Genomic DNA, 16532 nt, shown 5'->3' on the forward strand with positions numbered 1-16532 from the left:
CGCATCGATGCGGCGTTTTTTATGGGCGGGCGCTGTCAGGAGCCGACAGAGGACTTCAGCGGCGTCTGCGGCGTAATGCGCACCTGCTTCACCATATTGTCCTGCACGTCAAGAATATCGACGGCGTAGTTCGCCAGCTCGACGCGGGTATTGATCTCGGGGATCTCCTCCAGCGCTTCGAGCAGCATGCCGTTGATGGTGCGCGCTTCCTGCTCCGGCAGATGCCAGTTAAACGCCTTGTTAATCTCCCGCACGCTGGCGCTGCCTTCTACCAGCACGGAACCGTCATTCTGCGGCAGGACTTCTTCCGCGAGGGTAGGAGACATTGAGGTGGTAAAGTCGCCGACGATCTCTTCCAGAATATCCTCGATGGTGACCAGGCCTTTGATATCGCCATACTCATCCACCACCAGGCCCACTTTCTTCTTGTTGCGCTGGAACTTCACCAGCTGAGTATTGAGCGGTGTGCCTTCCGGTACGTAGTAGATCTCATCGGCGGCGCGCAGCAGCGTCTCTTTGTTGAACTCTTTCTTTTCAGTCATGGTGCGCCAGGCTTCGCGCACGCGCAGCATGCCGACGCAGTCGTCCAGCGAGTCGCGGAACAGCACAATACGACCGTGCGGCGAGTGGCTGAGCTGGCGCATCACCGACTTCCAGTCGTCGTTGATATTGATGCCGACGATTTCGTTGCGCGGCACCATGATGTCGTCAACGCTGACTTTTTCCAGATCGAGCACTGACAGCAGCATATCCTGATTGCGGCGCGACATCAGGCTGCGCGACTCGTAGACGATGGTGCGCAGCTCTTCTTTGCTCAGCGCCGAGCTGGTGGCGCCCTCGGTTTTCATGCCGGCCATACGCATCAGCAGGCGCGTGATGGTGTTCAGCAGCCAGACCAGCGGCGACATCACAATTTGCAGCGGGCCCAGCAGCATGCTGCTGGGAAAGGCGACCCGCTCGGGATAGAGCGCCGCCACGGTTTTCGGCAGCACCTCCGCAAACACCAGCACCACAAAGGTCAGGATGCCGGTCGCAATGGCGACGCCTTCATCGCCATGCAGGCGCATGCCCACAATGGTGGCGAGCGCGGAAGCCAGAATATTCACCAGGTTGTTGCCGATCAGCACCAGGCTGAGCAGGCGGTCGGGGCGGCGCAGCAGCTTTTCTACCCGGCGGGCGGCGCGGCTGCCGTTTTTCGCCTGATGGCGCAGCTTGTAACGATTAAGCGTCATCATGCCGGTTTCCGACCCGGCGAACCAGGCGGAAACCAGCACCATAACGACCAGAATAATAATAAGGGTGGTGGTTGAAACCTGTTCCAACGCAGAACTTCCTTTTGGTTAAGACGAGTGGGTCAGCAGGTGCTGTAAGATACGACTGCCGAAGTAGGCCATAGTCAACAGCAGCGCACCGCCGCAGTTGAACCAGACAACGCGACGTCCGCGCCAGCCTTCATGATAGTGGCCCCAGAGCAAAACGATATAAACGAACCAGGCAAGAATCGACAGCACCGCTTTATCCACGTTCTCGGCGCTGAACAGGTTATGCATATAAAACAGGCCGGTGCAGAGCACCAGCGTCAGCAGCACAACACCCACCTGGGTAATATGAAACATTTTGCGCTCAATGCTCAGCAGCGGCGGCATATCCTGGGTAAAGGCCAGCTTTTTGTTTTTCAGCTGATAGTCGATCCACGCCAGCTGCAGCGCATAGAGCGCGGCGATGATCAGCGTCGCGTAGGCGAACAGCGACAGGCCAATATGGATCATCATGCCCGGCGTGGTTTCAAGATGGGTGATAAAGGCATTAGGCACAAAGGTGGCGAACGCCAGATTGATCAGGGCAAAGCTGTAGACGATCGGCAGCAACAGCCAGCCGCGATTGCGTGAGGCGACAATGGTCATAATGGCGCAGATAAGCAGGCTCACCAGCGAGCCGATATTCAGCAGGCTGAGGTTCTGCCCGCTGTCGACGGCGAAGATGCGCTGCTGCAGCGCCACGGCGTGCGCCACCAGCGCGAAACAGGCGGAAAGCACCGCCATTCGTCGCCAGCCGCTATTGCGCTTCAGCAGGCTGGGAATAATCAGTGCAATACTCAGGGAGTAGGCGAACAGCGCCAGAAGCGAGAAAACGGACATAGATCCTTACAGGTATCAGCGAGATGAAAGGAAAAAAGCAGTATAGCGCCAGCAGAAGCCGCCTCCAACCGATCTGAGGCGCAATAGCAGAGATCGTTGCAGCTTCGTGTTATAATCCGCCGCATTATGCCGATCAGGCGCCTCGCGATTTTTTTTGAGTGAGAGACAATGTTTGACAATTTAACCGATCGTTTGTCGCAAACCCTGCGCAATATCAGCGGCCGCGGAAGGCTGACAGAAGACAATATCAAAGACACGCTGCGCGAAGTGCGCATGGCGCTGCTGGAAGCGGACGTTGCGCTGCCGGTGGTGCGCGAATTTATCAACCGCGTCAAAGAGAGCGCGGTGGGTCACGACGTCAACAAAAGCCTGACGCCGGGTCAGGAGTTTATCAAAATCGTGCGCAACGAGCTGGTTGCCGCGATGGGCGCGGAAAACAACGCGCTCAATCTGGCCGCACAGCCGCCGGCTGTGGTGCTGATGGCGGGTCTGCAGGGTGCAGGTAAAACCACCAGCGTCGGCAAACTGGGTAAATTCCTGCGCGAAAAGCATAAGAAGAAAGTGCTGGTCGTCTCTGCCGACGTTTATCGTCCCGCGGCGATCAAACAGCTCGAAACGCTGGCGCAGCAGGTCGGCGTCGATTTTTGCCCCTCCGATCTGAGCCAGAAGCCGGTCGACATCGTTAAGAACGCGCTGAAAGAAGCGAAGCTGCAGTTCTATGACGTGCTGCTGGTGGATACCGCCGGTCGTCTGCACGTCGACGAAGCGATGATGGATGAGATCAAGCAGGTACACGCCGCGATTAATCCGGTCGAAACGCTGTTCGTGGTTGACGCCATGACCGGTCAGGATGCGGCGAACACGGCGAAAGCCTTTAACGAGGCGCTGCCCCTGACCGGCGTCATCCTGACGAAGGTAGACGGCGATGCGCGCGGCGGTGCGGCTTTGTCAATTCGTCATATCACCGGCAAACCGATCAAGTTTATGGGCGTCGGCGAGAAGACCGAGGCGCTGGAGCCATTCTATCCCGATCGTATCGCCTCGCGTATTCTCGGCATGGGCGACGTGCTGTCGCTGATCGAAGATATCGAGAGCAAGGTTGACCGCGATCAGGCGGAAAAACTGGCGAAAAAACTCAAAACCGGCGACGGCTTCGACCTCAACGACTTTCTTGAGCAGCTTAAGCAGATGCGCAACATGGGCGGCATGGCTAGCCTGATGGGCAAACTGCCGGGTATGGGGCAGCTGCCGGACAACGTGAAGTCGCAGATGGACGATAAGGTGCTGGTGCGTATGGAGGCGATTATCAACTCCATGACGCGCAAAGAGCGTGAAAAGCCGGAAATTATCAAAGGCTCGCGCAAACGCCGCATCGCCACCGGCGCTGGCATGCAGGTGCAGGACGTCAACCGCTTGCTGAAGCAGTTCGACGATATGCAGCGCATGATGAAGAAAATGAAGAAGGGCGGCATGGCGAAAATGATGCGCGGTATGAAAGGCATGATGCCCCCAGGATTCCCCGGACGCTAAGCGTTCGGCAATAAAAGCCCGAAAGGTTGCCCTCACAGGTTGCTTTTTGCGCCGAAATGAGTAAAATTTTCGGGCTTTTTATATTGCACCCGGGCCCCGTTCCCTCAATGGGGCCCGGTTGTTTTATTAACTTAAGAGGATGTTATGGTAACAATTCGTTTGGCACGTCACGGCGCGAAAAAGCGTCCGTTCTATCAGGTCGTCGTTACTGACAGCCGCAATGCACGTAACGGTCGCTTCATCGAGCGCGTTGGTTTCTTCAACCCGATCGCATCTGGTCAGGCTGAAGGCCTGCGTCTGGATCTGGACCGCATCGAGCACTGGGTTGGCCAGGGCGCAACGCTTTCCGATCGCGTTAACGCGCTGATCAAAGAAGCAAAAAAAGCAGCTTAATCTGTCACGGTGGTGAGCATGAGCAAAGAAGTTGCCGCACAGCCTCCCGTTAAGCCCCTTGTGTTGGGCAAAATGGGCGCTGCCTACGGCATACGTGGCTGGCTCAAAGTGTTTTCCTCCACCGAAGCGGCCGAAAGTATCTTCGACTACCAACCCTGGTTCATTCAGCGCGCCGGTAAATGGCAGCAGGTTGAGCTGGAAAGTTGGCGGCATCACAATCAGGACCTGATCATCAAAGTCAAAGGCATTGACGATCGGGACGCGGCGACGCAGTTGACCAATTGCGAAATTACGGTCGACTCGGCGCAGCTGCCGGAGCTGGATGACGGCGATTACTACTGGAAAGACCTGATGGGTCTCCAGGTAGTCAACGTTGATGGCTACGAGATGGGCAAAGTCATCGATATGATGGAGACCGGCTCGAACGACGTTCTCGTCGTGAAGGCGAACCTGAAAGATGCGTTCGGTGTGAAGGAGCGGTTAATACCGTTTCTTGATGAACAGGTTATCAAGAAAGTCGATCTCGCTACTGGCGTCATTGAAGTAGACTGGGATCCTGGTTTTTGATCTCCGAATCGCAAGGTAACGTAACGGCGAAAACGATGTGGATTGGTGTTATTAGCCTCTTTCCAGAGATGTTTCGCGCAATTACCGATTACGGGGTAACTGGCCGGGCAGTAAAAAATGGCCTGCTCAGCATCGAGAGCTGGAGTCCTCGCGATTTCGCTCACGACCGGCACCGCACGGTGGACGATCGTCCTTACGGCGGTGGACCGGGAATGCTGATGATGGTGCAGCCCTTACGGGATGCAATCCACGCAGCGAAAGCGGCGGCGGGAGAAGGGGCCAGGGTGATCTACCTGTCACCTCAGGGACGCAAACTTGACCAGCAGGGCGTTTGCGAACTGGCGACGCAGCAGAAGTTAATTCTGGTCTGCGGCCGCTACGAAGGTATAGATGAGCGCGTAATCAAAACCGAAATTGACGAAGAATGGTCAATCGGTGACTACGTGCTGAGCGGCGGCGAGCTGCCAGCCATGACGATGATTGATTCAGTGGCCCGGTTAATTCCCGGCGTGCTGGGCAAGCAGGCGTCAGCCGAAGAGGATTCGTTCTCTGACGGTTTGCTGGACTGTCCGCACTATACCCGACCTGAAGTGCTGGAAGGCATGGAGGTACCGGCAGTTTTACTGTCTGGCAACCATGCAGAGATTCGCCGCTGGCGCCTGAAACAGTCGCTGGGCCGTACCTGGCTAAGAAGACCTGAACTTCTGGAAAACCTGGCTCTGACTGAAGAGCAAGCAAGGTTGCTGAAAGCGTTCCAGCGGGAACATCAGCAACAAAACGATGAGGCGGCTGAGTAATCTCCCGCGACTATCAGTTTACCCAGGATAAGAGATTTAATTATGAGCAACATTATCAAGCAAATTGAACAAGAGCAGATGAAACAGGACGTACCTTCCTTCCGCCCGGGTGATTCCGTGGAAGTGAAAGTATGGGTCGTTGAAGGTTCTAAGAAACGTCTGCAGGCATTCGAGGGCGTGGTTATCGCTATCCGTAACCGCGGTCTGCACTCTGCATTCACTGTTCGCAAGATTTCAAACGGCGAAGGCGTTGAGCGTGTCTTCCAGACTCACTCTCCGGTCATCGACAGCATTACTGTCAAACGCCGTGGTGCTGTGCGTAAAGCCAAACTGTACTACCTGCGTGAGCGTACTGGTAAGTCAGCTCGTATCAAAGAGCGTCTTAACTAAGGTATCGCTAACGCGACATCTAAAAGTTAATAGCAAACAAGGGGTTGGCGTGATGCCAGCCCCTTTTTTATGCCAGCGTTTCAGGACGATGCACATGGTATATCGCCGTATTCACCGGGCCGCTCTCCAGCACGATTAAGCCGTAGCGCATATCAATAAAGCGCGCCCCGCAGCGCTCCGCTACCGCGCGACTGGCGCGGTTCTCTTCCGCCGCAAGAATTTCAATAACCTTTATCTCTGGCCGCGCAAATCCCATCTCAAGCAGCAGCGCAACGGCGCGGCTGGCGATGCCCTGTCGCTGCATATCGCTGCGCACCCAGTATCCCAGGGCGGCGAACTGGCCCGGTTCACGAGCGAAACGGATCCCCGCTCCGCCCAGCAAACGATCTCGCTCGTCAACAAGGGCGAACTCTTCCGCTTCGCCCTTTATCCGCTGCTGCTGCGTAAACGCGATCCAGCTCGCTGCTTCTTCAGGTTGATAGTCTGGATGTGCCCATACCATCCAGGGGCGCAGCGTATCCAGCGAGGCGTTGACGGCGGCGGTAAAGGCAGGAATGTCGGCATGGTTAAAAGGACGCAGGCGAACTGAAGAGGCCAGAGAAGTCATAAAGTACCTGATGAAAAAAGAGTTTTAGCAAAGCGTATCAGTAGACAGGAGAGAATGCCAAAGTAAGTGTGTAATGTTTACTTTACATAAAGCAGAGGCGACTCCCTTGCGATTCTTTTAATAAGGATATGAAAGTTAAGATTTTTATCTTAATGGATTCATGCAAGGTATACATATGGTAATAAAAGTGTACATCTGTGGATTGCTTGTTTTACGACCTGTGATAAAGTATCTCTCATCCTGTCAGAGGATCATTAACTGCATAACGAGGAAAAAGGATCGTAGCCATGCAAAAAGACGCGCTGAACAATGTCCACATTGCGAATGAACAGATTTTAATTACGCCGGAAGAGCTGAAAGCGAAGTTTCCGCTGACTGCCCAGCAGGAAGCGCAGATCGCCGCTTCGCGCCAGACCATTTCCGACATCATCGCCGGCCGCGATCCGCGTCTGCTGGTGGTTTGCGGTCCCTGTTCGATCCATGACACTGAAGCCGCTCTGGATTACGCACGTCGCCTCAAAGATCTCTCTGACCAGCTGAAGGATCAGCTCTATATCGTTATGCGCGTCTATTTCGAAAAACCCCGCACCACCGTCGGCTGGAAAGGGTTGATCAACGATCCTTACATGGACAACTCTTTTGATATGGAAGCGGGTCTGCACATCGCGCGCCAGCTGCTGGTAAACCTGGTTGAGATGGGACTGCCGCTCGCCACCGAAGCGCTCGATCCCAACAGTCCGCAATACCTAGGCGATCTCTTCAGCTGGTCGGCGATTGGCGCGCGCACCACCGAGTCGCAAACGCATCGTGAGATGGCGTCTGGTCTCTCAATGCCGGTCGGCTTTAAAAACGGCACGGACGGCAGCCTCGGCACGGCGATCAACGCCATGCGCGCCGCAGCGATGCCGCACCGTTTTGTTGGCATCAACCAGGCGGGGCAGGTTTGCCTGCTGCAGACGCAGGGCAATCCAGATGGTCATGTTATTCTGCGCGGCGGCAAAGCGCCGAACTACGGCCCGGAAGATGTGGCGCAGTGTGAAAAAGAGATGGTCAAGGCGGGACTGCGCCCGGCCTTGATGATAGATTGCAGCCATGGCAATTCTAACAAAGACTATCGCCGCCAGCCTGGCGTTGCCGAATCGGCAATAGCCCAGATCAAAGATGGCAACCGCTCGATTATTGGCCTGATGCTGGAGAGCCACATTAATGAAGGCAGCCAGTCTTCCGAGCAGCCGCGCAGCGAAATGAAATATGGTGTTTCCGTGACGGATGCCTGCATCAACTGGGAAACCACCGAAACGCTGCTGCGCGAGATGCATCAGGATCTGCAAGAGGTGCTGTCGGCGCGTCTGTCACACGAGGTGTAATAAGCAATGGTGGCTGAACTGACCGCGCTGCGCGATCAAATTGATACTGTCGATAAGGCGCTGCTGGATCTGCTGGCGAAGCGCCTGGAGCTGGTGGCTGAAGTTGGCGAAGTAAAGAGCCGCTACGGCTTGCCTATCTACGTACCGGAGCGCGAAGCGTCAATGCTCGCTTCGCGCCGTAAAGAGGCGGAAGCGCTCGGCGTTCCGCCCGATCTGATTGAAGATATCCTGCGCCGCGTAATGCGCGAGTCCTATACCAGCGAGAACGATAAAGGTTTTAAAACCCTTAATCCGGCGCTGCGTCCGGTGGTGATCGTCGGCGGAAAAGGGCAGATGGGCAGCCTGTTTGCGCGCATGCTGACGCTGTCGGGCTACAGCGTGAAGACGCTGGATAAAGGGGACTGGGATCGTGCGCCCTCGCTGCTGAGCGATGCCGGCATGGTGATAATCAGCGTGCCGATTCACCTTACGGAACAGGTGATCGCACAGTTGCCGCCGCTGCCGGAAGACTGTATTCTGGTAGATCTGGCCTCGGTTAAGAACCGTCCCTTACAGGCGATGCTGGCGGCGCATGCGGGCCCGGTGCTGGGTCTGCATCCCATGTTTGGACCGGACAGCGGTAGCCTGGCGAAGCAGGTGGTGGTCTGGTGCGACGGGCGCCAGCCTGAAGCCTATCAGTGGTTCCTGGAGCAGATTCAGGTGTGGGGCGCACGGCTGCATCGCATCAGCGCGGTAGAGCACGACCAGAATATGGCGTTTATCCAGGCGCTGCGCCACTTCGCAACTTTCGCCTACGGTCTGCATCTCGCAGAAGAGAACGTCAACCTCGATCAGCTACTGGCGCTCTCGTCGCCGATTTATCGTCTCGAGCTGGCGATGGTGGGGCGGCTGTTCGCCCAGGATCCTCAGCTCTATGCAGACATCATTATGTCTTCGGAAAGCAACCTGGCGCTGATCAAACGTTATTACCAGCGCTTTGGCGAGGCTATCAAGCTGCTGGAGCAGGGCGATAAGCAGGCGTTTATCGCCAGCTTCAACCGCGTCGAGCACTGGTTTGGCGATCATGCTAAACGCTTTATGGTTGAAAGCCGCAGCCTGCTTCGCTCCGCTAACGACAGCCGACCGTAAAAAACGGCATCCTTCGGGATGCCGTTTCAGTGCGCGACTCACGCATGCCTGCCCCCTGAACCGCAATCAAAAACGGCATCCTTACGGATGCCGTTCTGTTATGCGCTGCGCGGCTCCACCGCGACGACATTCTCGCCGGGATAGCATCCCAGCACTTTCAGCATGCGGGTCAGCCCTTTTAGCTCCTGCAGCGCCTGCTGCATGCTGTCGGACGCCAGATTGCCCTGTACGTCGATATAAAACATCTCTTCCCACGGGTTGCCGTTGATGGGGCGCGACTCCAGCTTGCTCATCATCAGGTTATGCTGACGCAGCACCAACAGCGCCTCTACCAGCGCGCCCGCCTGCTGGCCGGTCGCCATTAGCAGCGTCGTTTTCGCCGGGACCTGATCGGAGACGGCAATAGGTTTACGTGCCAGAACGATAAAGCGGGTATGGTTCTGCTGTTGATTCGCCAGATTGCGCTCCAGCACCTGAAGATGATAGAGCTCGCCGCCTGCCTCGCTGCCCAGCGCCGCCGCTTTCGGCGAGTTCAGCGCCGCGACTTTTTCCATCGCGGCAGCGGTGCTCTCGGTATATTCGATCTTCCAGTGCGGGAAACGGCTAATAAACTGGCTGCACTGCTGGAACGGCTGCGGGTGACTATAAACGGTTTCAATCTGCTGCAGATCGGTGTCGCCTGTTACCAGCACGCAGTGCTCGATAGGCTGGGTCAGTTCGCCCACAATCGAGAGGCTGGTCTGCTGCAGCAGATCGTAAACGTCGTTGATCGCGCCGGAACTGGTGTTTTCAATCGGCAGCACCGCGTAATCAGCCTGGCCGTTTTCAACCTGACGAATAATATCCTGAAACTTGAGGCAGCCGATCTCCACCATATTGTCGAAGTGGCGCGCGGCGTACTGACGTGCGGCGAGATGGGAATAGGAACCTTTCGGGCCAAGGAAGGCGATACGCGCTGCCAGCGCATGAGCATGGTTCAGGTTTTTCTGCAGCAGCGCCTGTTGCGTCAAAACTGAATCTTCAATGATTTGCTGAAACAGGCGGGTAATGTAGTGCGCATCCAGTTGATGTTTCTTGCCGATCACAATCAGGTGCTCCAGCAGCGCGCGCTCGCGTTCGATATCGCGAATGGGCCGGTGGGTGGCGAGTTTCGCTTCGGCGACCTTCACGGCCAGCGCGCGACGCTCAGCCAGCAGCGTCAGCAGTTTCTCATCAACGGCGCTGATTTGGTCACGCAGCGCCAGCAAGGGATTATCGGGATTCATAGGGCTCACCTGTAAGCTGTCCAATAAAAAAGCCTCCCGGTTGGGAGGCTTTGTTGTTCGTCTTCGCTTTCGTTTTCACACGACGAATCGCCTCCCAGTCAGGGGAAGGTAAAAAAGAAAGCGAAGAAAAACGGCAGACGTTTCATGGTGATTTCCATTCAAAAGGTGATTCGAGAGTACCCGTACTGATTTAAGGCTGTCAATAAAAAACGCGCCCGCAGGCGCGTTTGCTAAAACTTTATGTATCAGATGGCCGGCGTAAAATTTTTCACGCTGGTCGCTGCCCGACGGGCTTCAGACTTATGCTGAACCTTATTCAACTGACGCTCAAGCTTACCGATGAGATCGTTAATCGCCGTATACATATCCTCGTGCTTAGCGCTGGCGACCAGCGTGCCGTTGGGCGTATTGATCGTGGCGTCAGCCACGAATTCTTTCGGCGCTTTAGAGAGAACGATGTGCGGATTTATCAGATGAGCTTGCCACTTTTCCAGCTTGGCGAGACGGTCTTCGACATGGTCGCGGATAGCCGCGGTGATTTCCATTTGTTTGCTGGTAATGTTCAGAATCATAGGTCTACCTCTCTGTCATTTCCGTCTGGGTAGATCCAGCATAACGCGCTGAACGATGAAATGTGTGATTTTGATCACGAAAAAATGTCACTTTTTGTCAATGACAATGATTTGTGAGAAAGGCTGGGAATGCGGTCGAAATGCCTTGAATCGATGCGGCGAGAGGCGCATGATTGGCGGGTTACAGCAGCGAGGAATTCACAACATCGTCGATTTTTCGCTCATAAAAAAAGCAGCCATTACGGCTGCTTTTTCATTTTTTCCAACTCAATTTTAGCTGGCGCTGTTTGCGGCGATAATTTTCGCCACTTTGTCCGCTTCAGCATTCAGCTGTAGATTACGGTAAGCTTTTTCCATCAGCGGCAGCGCATCGCGGGTGGCTTGCGTATCAGGATAATCGCGCATCATACCTTCAACGCGGTTAACAACCGCGACATAGGCTTCACGCTTAGTATAGAATTGCGCCACCGACAGCTCATATTTGGCCAGGCGGTCTTTCAGATAGACCAGGCGCTTTTGCGCGTCGGCTGCATACTGGCTATTTGGATAGTTACGCAGCAGCTGCGAGAAGTCGCGGAACGCGTCGCGCGCATGGGTCGGATCGCGATCGGAGCGGTCAACACCGAAAAAGCCCTGTAGCGCAGAGTCGTCCAGCGCCATATCCGTCAGGCCGCGCATATAGATAACGTAGTCGATGTTTGGATGAGTAGGGTTAAGACGCATAAAGCGATCTATGGCAGCCTGCGCCAGCGGCAAATCAGCGTTTTTGTAGTAGGCATAGATCAAATCAAGCTGTACCTGCTGAGAATAAGGACCAAAAGGATAACGGTTGTCCAGCGCTTCCAGTTGCTTAATCGCCGCTTTAAAGTTACCGTCCTGCAGCTTTTCCTGAGCGGTAGCGTAGATTTCGGAAGGCGGGCTGTCCGGTACTGTGTCCTTTGAGCTGGAACAACCCACAAGGGCCAGGCTCAGTGTGGCAGCAGCCACCAGATATTTCATACGCGTCATGACGAAATGGTTATCCTCAAATTTGTTATGGCGGAAGCTGTCCGTATAGCTCCCGGTAATGACCAGGTACGATAGCACATTATATTAAACGGCATCGCCGTGAAAACCCAACGTTAACGAAGAAGCTGTATATGGCACAACAAGTTCAACTCACCGCAACGGTCTCCGAAGCGCAGCTGGGACAACGCTTAGATCAAACTTTGGCGGAATTGTTCCCTGATTATTCACGCTCGCGCATAAAAGAGTGGATCCTTGACCGACGCGTCCGCGTTAACGGCGCGATCGTCGATAAACCGAAAGAGAAAGTATTAGGCGGTGAACAGGTCGCCATCGCTGCAGAAATAGAAGAAGAGCAGCGCTGGGAAGCGCAAAATATCCCGCTGAACATCGTGTATGAAGATGACGATATTCTGGTGATCAACAAGCCACGCGATTTGGTGGTGCATCCCGGCGCTGGCAACCCCGATGGCACCGTACTCAATGCGCTGCTTCATCACTATCCCGCCATTGCCGACGTGCCGCGCGCTGGCATCGTGCACCGACTGGATAAAGACACCACCGGGTTGATGGTGGTGGCGAAAACCGTCCCGGCACAGACGCATCTGGTGGAAACGCTGCAGCTGCGCGAAATCACCCGCGAGTACGAAGCAGTGGCGATTGGAACGATGACGGCGGGCGGCACGGTAAACGAGCCCATCAGCCGTCATTCCACCAAGCGCACCCATATGGCCGTGCATCCGATGGGAAAACCGGCGGTAACGCACTACCGTATTATGGAGCACTTCCGCGCTCATACGCGTCTGCGTTTGCGACTCGAAACCGGCCGAACGCATCAGATTCGCGTACATATGTCGCACATTAACCATCCGCTGGTGGGCGATCCGCTGTACGGCGGCCGTCCGCGTCCGCCTAAGGGCGCCTCGGAGCAGTTTATCGCCACGCTACGCGCGTTCGATCGCCAGGCGCTGCACGCGACCATGCTGCGTCTTTACCATCCGATTACCGGAATCGAGATGGAGTGGCATGCGCCACTGCCGCAGGATATGGTAGAGCTGATTGAGGTACTGAAAGCGGATACCGAAGAGTTTCGCGATCAGATGGACTGGCTATGAGTTGGATCCTGCCGGACTGGCCCGCGCCCGCCAGCGTAGGCGCCTGCTCAACGCTACGCGGCGAGGGTGCCAGCCTGGCACCGTGGGATGCGTTTAACCTGGGTGGGCATGTTGGCGACAATCCGGCGCACGTCACTGCCAATCGACAGCGCCTGGTAACGCGCGCCGCCTTGCCGGCGATGCCGCACTGGCTTGAACAGGTTCACGGCACCGATGTGGTTCATCTCCCTGCTGGGCAGACGGAACCCTTACGGGCGGATGCCTGCATCACGCGTGAAGCAGGCGTGGTGTGTGCGGTGATGACAGCGGATTGCCTGCCGGTGCTGTTTTGCTCTTATGACGGCAGCGAAGTTGCCGCGGCGCATGCCGGCTGGCGTGGCCTGTGCGCGGGGGTGCTGGAAAACACGCTGGCGCAGTTCGCTGTGCCAGCCAGCCAGATACACGCCTGGCTTGGTCCGGCAATTGGTCCCGACGCCTTTGAAGTCGGCAGTGAAGTGCGCGATGCGTTTATGGCGCATGACGCCCGTGCTCAGCAGGCTTTCCGTCCCGCGGGCGCGAAGTATTTCGCCGACATCTGGCTGCTTGCGCAGCAGCGGCTGCAGGCGGCGGGCGTTACCTCCGTGAGCATGACGCGCCGCTGCACCTTTCATGAGAGTGGTGATTTTTTCTCCTTCCGACGCGACGGAACCACTGGGCGTATGGCTTCTTTAATTTGGCTGAGATAACCTTACGCCACAAGACGATCCAGTAGCGTATTTTTTGCCCATGATGCAGGTCATTAACCTTGAAAATTTGAGGGATGACCTCATTTTAATCTCCAGTAGCATTTTGACCTGTAATGGGAGGAATCATGCGTCTGGATCGTCTTACCAACAAATTCCAACTGGCCCTTGCCGACGCGCAGTCCCTTGCTCTGGGACACGACAACCAATTTATTGAACCTCTGCATCTGATGAGCGCGCTGCTCAATCAGGAAGGCGGATCCGTTCGTCCATTATTAGCCTCCGCAGGCGTTGACGTTGCCACTCTGCGCAGCGGCGTCGAGCAGGCTATCAACCGTTTACCTCAGGTAGAAGGCAGTGAGGGGGATGTTCAACCGTCCGCTGACCTGGTGCGCGTGCTTAACCTGTGCGACAAGCTGGCGCAGAAGCGCGGCGACAATTTTATCTCATCTGAACTCTTTGTCCTGGCTGCCCTCGACTCGCGCGGCTCTTTAGCCGATCTGCTGAAATCGGCCGGTGCGACCACTGATAAGCTAACCAAAGCGATTGAGCAGCTGCGTGGAGGCGACAACGTGAACGATCAAGGGGCTGAAGATCAGCGCCAGGCATTAAAGAAATACACCATCGATCTGACCGAGCGCGCCGAACAGGGCAAGCTCGATCCGGTCATTGGCCGTGACGAAGAGATCCGCCGTACTATTCAGGTGCTGCAGCGCCGTACCAAAAACAATCCGGTGCTGATTGGTGAACCCGGTGTGGGTAAAACCGCCATCGTGGAGGGCCTGGCGCAGCGCATCATTAACGGCGAGGTGCCGGAAGGGCTAAAAGGCCGTCGCGTACTGGCACTGGACATGGGCGCGCTGGTGGCGGGCGCCAAATACCGCGGCGAGTTTGAAGAGCGCTTGAAAGGCGTACTCAACGATCTGTCGAAGCAGGAAGGCAACGTTATCCTGTTTATCGATGAGCTGCATACTATGGTCGGCGCCGGTAAAGCCGACGGCGCGATGGATGCCGGCAATATGCTGAAGCCGGCACTGGCGCGCGGCGAGCTGCACTGCGTCGGCGCGACTACGCTGGACGAATATCGTCAGTACATCGAAAAAGATGCCGCGCTGGAGCGTCGTTTCCAGAAAGTCTACGTCGCTGAACCAAGCGTAGAAGACACCATCGCTATCCTGCGCGGTCTCAAAGAGCGCTATGAGCTGCATCACCATGTGCAAATCACCGATCCGGCGATTGTTGCGGCGGCGACACTGTCGCATCGCTACATTGCCGACCGTCAGTTGCCGGACAAAGCCATTGACCTGATTGACGAGGCAGCGTCCAGCATCCGTTTGCAGATCGACTCGAAGCCGGAACCGCTCGATCGCCTGGAACGCCGCATCATTCAGCTGAAGCTGGAGCAGCAGGCGCTGAAGAAAGAGTCGGATGACGCCAGCATTAAGCGTCTGGAGATGCTGGAAAGCGAACTCGACCAGAAAGAGCGCGAATACGCGGAGCTGGAAGAGGAGTGGAAAGCGGAAAAAGCCTCTCTTACCGGCACGCAGAATATCAAAGCGGAACTGGAGCAGGCGCGTTTGTCGCTGGAGCAGGCGCGTCGCATCGGCGATCTGGCGCAAATGTCCGAGCTGCAGTATGGCAAGATCCCTGAATTGGAAAAACAGCTGGCGGCCGCCACGCAGTCTGAAGGTAAAACCATGAAGCTGCTGCGCAACCGTGTTACCGATGTCGAGATTGCCGATGTGCTGGCGCGCTGGACCGGCATTCCGGTGGCGCGCATGATGGAAGGCGAGCGCGATAAGCTGCTGCGTATGGAGCAGGATCTGCACGCGCGCGTTATCGGCCAGAATGAGGCGGTGGAAGCGGTATCGAACGCGATTCGTCGTAGCCGCGCAGGCTTGTCCGACCCAAATCGTCCCATCGGTTCGTTTCTGTTCCTTGGCCCGACCGGCGTGGGTAAAACCGAACTCTGTAAAGCACTGGCGAATTTCCTCTTCGACAGCGACGACGCCATGGTGCGCATCGACATGTCGGAGTTTATGGAAAAACATTCCGTGTCGCGGCTGGTGGGCGCGCCTCCGGGATATGTCGGCTATGAAGAGGGCGGCTATCTGACAGAAGCGGTGCGTCGTCGTCCTTACTCCGTCATTCTGCTGGATGAAGTAGAGAAAGCGCATCCGGATGTGTTCAACATTCTACTGCAGGTGCTGGACGACGGACGTCTGACGGATGGGCAGGGTCGCACCGTCGACTTCCGCAATACCGTTGTGATCATGACGTCGAACCTGGGTTCCGATCTCATTCAGGAACGCTTTGGCGAACTGAACTATGCGGAAATGAAAGATGTGGTGATGAACGTGGTCGGCCATCATTTCCGCCCTGAGTTCGTCAACCGTATCGACGAAGTGGTGGTGTTCCATCCGCTGGGCGAGCAGCATATTGCCTCTATTGCGCAGATTCAGCTGCAGCGACTGTATAAACGTCTGGAGGAACGCGGCTATCAGCTGAATATCTCCAGTGAAGCGCTGAAGCTGCTGGGGGAGAACGGCTACGATCCGGTCTATGGCGCGCGTCCTCTGAAACGTGCGATTCAACAGCAGATCGAAAACCCACTGGCGCAGCAGATCCTTTCTGGTCAGCTGGTGCCCGGCAAAACCATCGAAATGGACGTCAAAGAGGGCGAAATCGTCGCTCATCAGTAACTGACATCAGCCAAACGGGCCCGCGGGCCCGTTTTTTTATGCTAAAAATCGCCAATTCGATGGATTTTTCAGCGTATTGCCTGGAAAGTGGTCGGTTGATAAAAAAGTTTAAATTAGCACTTGTCAGCCCGACAGAACTCCCTATAATGCGCCTCCACTGACACGGCACAACGGCTTACGGAAGGCGGTGTTCAGGAGGCTCGGGAAGCTGAGCCGCCGGATAAACTCCCTGAA

The 16532-nt window shown here is 55.9% G+C and carries 17 protein-coding genes and 1 other annotated feature; of the genes, 10 read left to right on the top strand and 7 right to left on the bottom strand.

Annotated features, from left to right (window positions below):
* Nucleotides 1–35: 35 nt before the first annotated feature.
* The gene (locus Q9R34_RS21170) at nt 36–1322 is read right to left on the bottom strand and encodes an HlyC/CorC family transporter (RefSeq protein ID WP_434127105.1); all 1287 of its coding nucleotides are present in this window, start codon (nt 1320–1322) and stop codon (nt 36–38) included.
* Between the two features lie 18 nt (nt 1323–1340).
* On the bottom strand, nt 1341–2138 hold the full coding sequence (locus Q9R34_RS21175) for a cytochrome C assembly family protein (RefSeq protein ID WP_033752029.1): 798 nt from the start codon (nt 2136–2138) through the stop codon (nt 1341–1343).
* Between the two features lie 168 nt (nt 2139–2306).
* Here Q9R34_RS21175 and ffh point away from each other — a divergent pair, with 168 nt between their 5' ends.
* From ffh to rplS, 5 genes are all read left to right on the top strand, one after another.
* Nucleotides 2307–3668, top strand: coding sequence for a signal recognition particle protein (ffh, locus tag Q9R34_RS21180; protein WP_434127106.1), 1362 nt, complete (start codon nt 2307–2309; stop codon nt 3666–3668).
* Nucleotides 3669–3812: 144 nt separating this feature from the next.
* Nucleotides 3813–4061 carry a 30S ribosomal protein S16 gene (rpsP, locus tag Q9R34_RS21185; protein WP_007893313.1) on the top strand — a complete coding sequence of 83 codons (249 nt, stop codon included), beginning with the start codon at nt 3813–3815 and terminating at the stop codon, nt 4059–4061.
* 18 nt (nt 4062–4079) lie between these two features.
* Nucleotides 4080–4628, top strand: a complete 549-nt coding sequence (gene rimM, locus Q9R34_RS21190; RefSeq protein WP_434127107.1) for a ribosome maturation factor RimM — start codon at nt 4080–4082, stop codon at nt 4626–4628.
* Nucleotides 4629–4663: 35 nt separating this feature from the next.
* Nucleotides 4664–5425, top strand: a complete 762-nt coding sequence (trmD, locus tag Q9R34_RS21195; RefSeq protein WP_434127108.1) for a tRNA (guanosine(37)-N1)-methyltransferase TrmD — start codon at nt 4664–4666, stop codon at nt 5423–5425.
* Nucleotides 5426–5467: 42 nt separating this feature from the next.
* Nucleotides 5468–5815: a 50S ribosomal protein L19 gene (rplS, locus tag Q9R34_RS21200; RefSeq protein ID WP_031374778.1), complete on the top strand. Its 348-nt coding sequence runs from the start codon at nt 5468–5470 to the stop codon at nt 5813–5815.
* Nucleotides 5816–5882: 67 nt separating this feature from the next.
* Here rplS and Q9R34_RS21205 read toward each other — a convergent pair whose 3' ends face one another.
* Complete coding sequence (locus Q9R34_RS21205) at nt 5883–6422, bottom strand: GNAT family N-acetyltransferase (RefSeq protein WP_485896346.1); 540 nt, start codon at nt 6420–6422, stop codon at nt 5883–5885.
* A 287-nt stretch (nt 6423–6709) separates the two neighbouring features.
* On the opposite strand from Q9R34_RS21205, the gene Q9R34_RS21210 reads away from it, so the two are divergent.
* Nucleotides 6710–7789, top strand: coding sequence for a 3-deoxy-7-phosphoheptulonate synthase (locus Q9R34_RS21210; RefSeq protein WP_033752005.1), 1080 nt, complete (start codon nt 6710–6712; stop codon nt 7787–7789).
* A 6-nt stretch (nt 7790–7795) separates the two neighbouring features.
* Nucleotides 7796–8917, top strand: coding sequence for a bifunctional chorismate mutase/prephenate dehydrogenase (tyrA, locus tag Q9R34_RS21215; protein ID WP_434127110.1), 1122 nt, complete (start codon nt 7796–7798; stop codon nt 8915–8917).
* Between the two features lie 98 nt (nt 8918–9015).
* On the opposite strand, the gene pheA is transcribed toward tyrA, so the two are convergent.
* The 4 genes from pheA to bamD all read right to left on the bottom strand — a co-directional run bounded on the left by pheA (nt 9016) and on the right by bamD (nt 11762).
* Nucleotides 9016–10182: a bifunctional chorismate mutase/prephenate dehydratase gene (gene pheA, locus Q9R34_RS21220; protein WP_434127111.1), complete on the bottom strand. Its 1167-nt coding sequence runs from the start codon at nt 10180–10182 to the stop codon at nt 9016–9018.
* Between the two features lie 22 nt (nt 10183–10204).
* Nucleotides 10205–10329, bottom strand: a sequence feature (Phe leader region).
* Entirely contained in the window at nt 10281–10328 is a 48-nt protein-coding gene (gene pheL / locus Q9R34_RS21225; protein WP_100279143.1) for a pheA operon leader peptide PheL, read from the bottom strand. Its footprint overlaps the feature before it by 48 nt.
* A 98-nt stretch (nt 10330–10427) precedes the next feature.
* Nucleotides 10428–10754, bottom strand: coding sequence for a ribosome-associated translation inhibitor RaiA (gene raiA, locus Q9R34_RS21230; protein ID WP_485896348.1), 327 nt, complete (start codon nt 10752–10754; stop codon nt 10428–10430).
* A 273-nt stretch (nt 10755–11027) separates the two neighbouring features.
* A complete protein-coding gene (gene bamD / locus Q9R34_RS21235) occupies nt 11028–11762 on the bottom strand; it encodes an outer membrane protein assembly factor BamD (RefSeq protein WP_434127113.1) in 735 nt (244 codons plus the stop codon).
* Between the two features lie 131 nt (nt 11763–11893).
* Here bamD and rluD point away from each other — a divergent pair, with 131 nt between their 5' ends.
* The 3 genes from rluD (at nt 11894) to clpB (ending at nt 16298) form a co-directional block, all read left to right on the top strand.
* Nucleotides 11894–12874, top strand: coding sequence for a 23S rRNA pseudouridine(1911/1915/1917) synthase RluD (rluD, locus tag Q9R34_RS21240; RefSeq protein ID WP_485896349.1), 981 nt, complete (start codon nt 11894–11896; stop codon nt 12872–12874).
* Nucleotides 12871–13599, top strand: coding sequence for a purine nucleoside phosphorylase YfiH (gene yfiH, locus Q9R34_RS21245; protein WP_485896351.1), 729 nt, complete (start codon nt 12871–12873; stop codon nt 13597–13599). Before rluD ends, yfiH begins: the two co-directional genes overlap by 4 nt.
* A 125-nt stretch (nt 13600–13724) precedes the next feature.
* Nucleotides 13725–16298, top strand: a complete 2574-nt coding sequence (clpB, locus tag Q9R34_RS21250) for an ATP-dependent chaperone ClpB (protein ID WP_485896353.1) — start codon at nt 13725–13727, stop codon at nt 16296–16298.
* Nucleotides 16299–16532 lie beyond the last annotated feature (234 nt).

The organism is Enterobacter sp. BRE11 (genome assembly GCF_031844285.1).
Taxonomy (GTDB): Bacteria; Pseudomonadota; Gammaproteobacteria; order Enterobacterales; family Enterobacteriaceae; genus Pantoea.

Coding starts and splice junctions, on each gene's coding strand:
- trmD (WP_434127108.1), top strand. CDS start 4,664: ATGTGGATTGGTGTTATTAGCCTCTTTCCAGAGATGTTTCGCGCAATT.
- clpB (WP_485896353.1), top strand. CDS start 13,725: ATGCGTCTGGATCGTCTTACCAACAAATTCCAACTGGCCCTTGCCGAC.
- rpsP (WP_007893313.1), top strand. CDS start 3,813: ATGGTAACAATTCGTTTGGCACGTCACGGCGCGAAAAAGCGTCCGTTC.
- yfiH (WP_485896351.1), top strand. CDS start 12,871: ATGAGTTGGATCCTGCCGGACTGGCCCGCGCCCGCCAGCGTAGGCGCC.
- tyrA (WP_434127110.1), top strand. CDS start 7,796: ATGGTGGCTGAACTGACCGCGCTGCGCGATCAAATTGATACTGTCGAT.
- ffh (WP_434127106.1), top strand. CDS start 2,307: ATGTTTGACAATTTAACCGATCGTTTGTCGCAAACCCTGCGCAATATC.
- Q9R34_RS21205 (WP_485896346.1), bottom strand. CDS start 6,422: ATGACTTCTCTGGCCTCTTCAGTTCGCCTGCGTCCTTTTAACCATGCC.
- bamD (WP_434127113.1), bottom strand. CDS start 11,762: ATGACGCGTATGAAATATCTGGTGGCTGCTGCCACACTGAGCCTGGCC.
- rluD (WP_485896349.1), top strand. CDS start 11,894: ATGGCACAACAAGTTCAACTCACCGCAACGGTCTCCGAAGCGCAGCTG.
- pheA (WP_434127111.1), bottom strand. CDS start 10,182: ATGAATCCCGATAATCCCTTGCTGGCGCTGCGTGACCAAATCAGCGCC.
- Q9R34_RS21210 (WP_033752005.1), top strand. CDS start 6,710: ATGCAAAAAGACGCGCTGAACAATGTCCACATTGCGAATGAACAGATT.
- rimM (WP_434127107.1), top strand. CDS start 4,080: ATGAGCAAAGAAGTTGCCGCACAGCCTCCCGTTAAGCCCCTTGTGTTG.
- Q9R34_RS21175 (WP_033752029.1), bottom strand. CDS start 2,138: ATGTCCGTTTTCTCGCTTCTGGCGCTGTTCGCCTACTCCCTGAGTATT.
- rplS (WP_031374778.1), top strand. CDS start 5,468: ATGAGCAACATTATCAAGCAAATTGAACAAGAGCAGATGAAACAGGAC.
- raiA (WP_485896348.1), bottom strand. CDS start 10,754: ATGATTCTGAACATTACCAGCAAACAAATGGAAATCACCGCGGCTATC.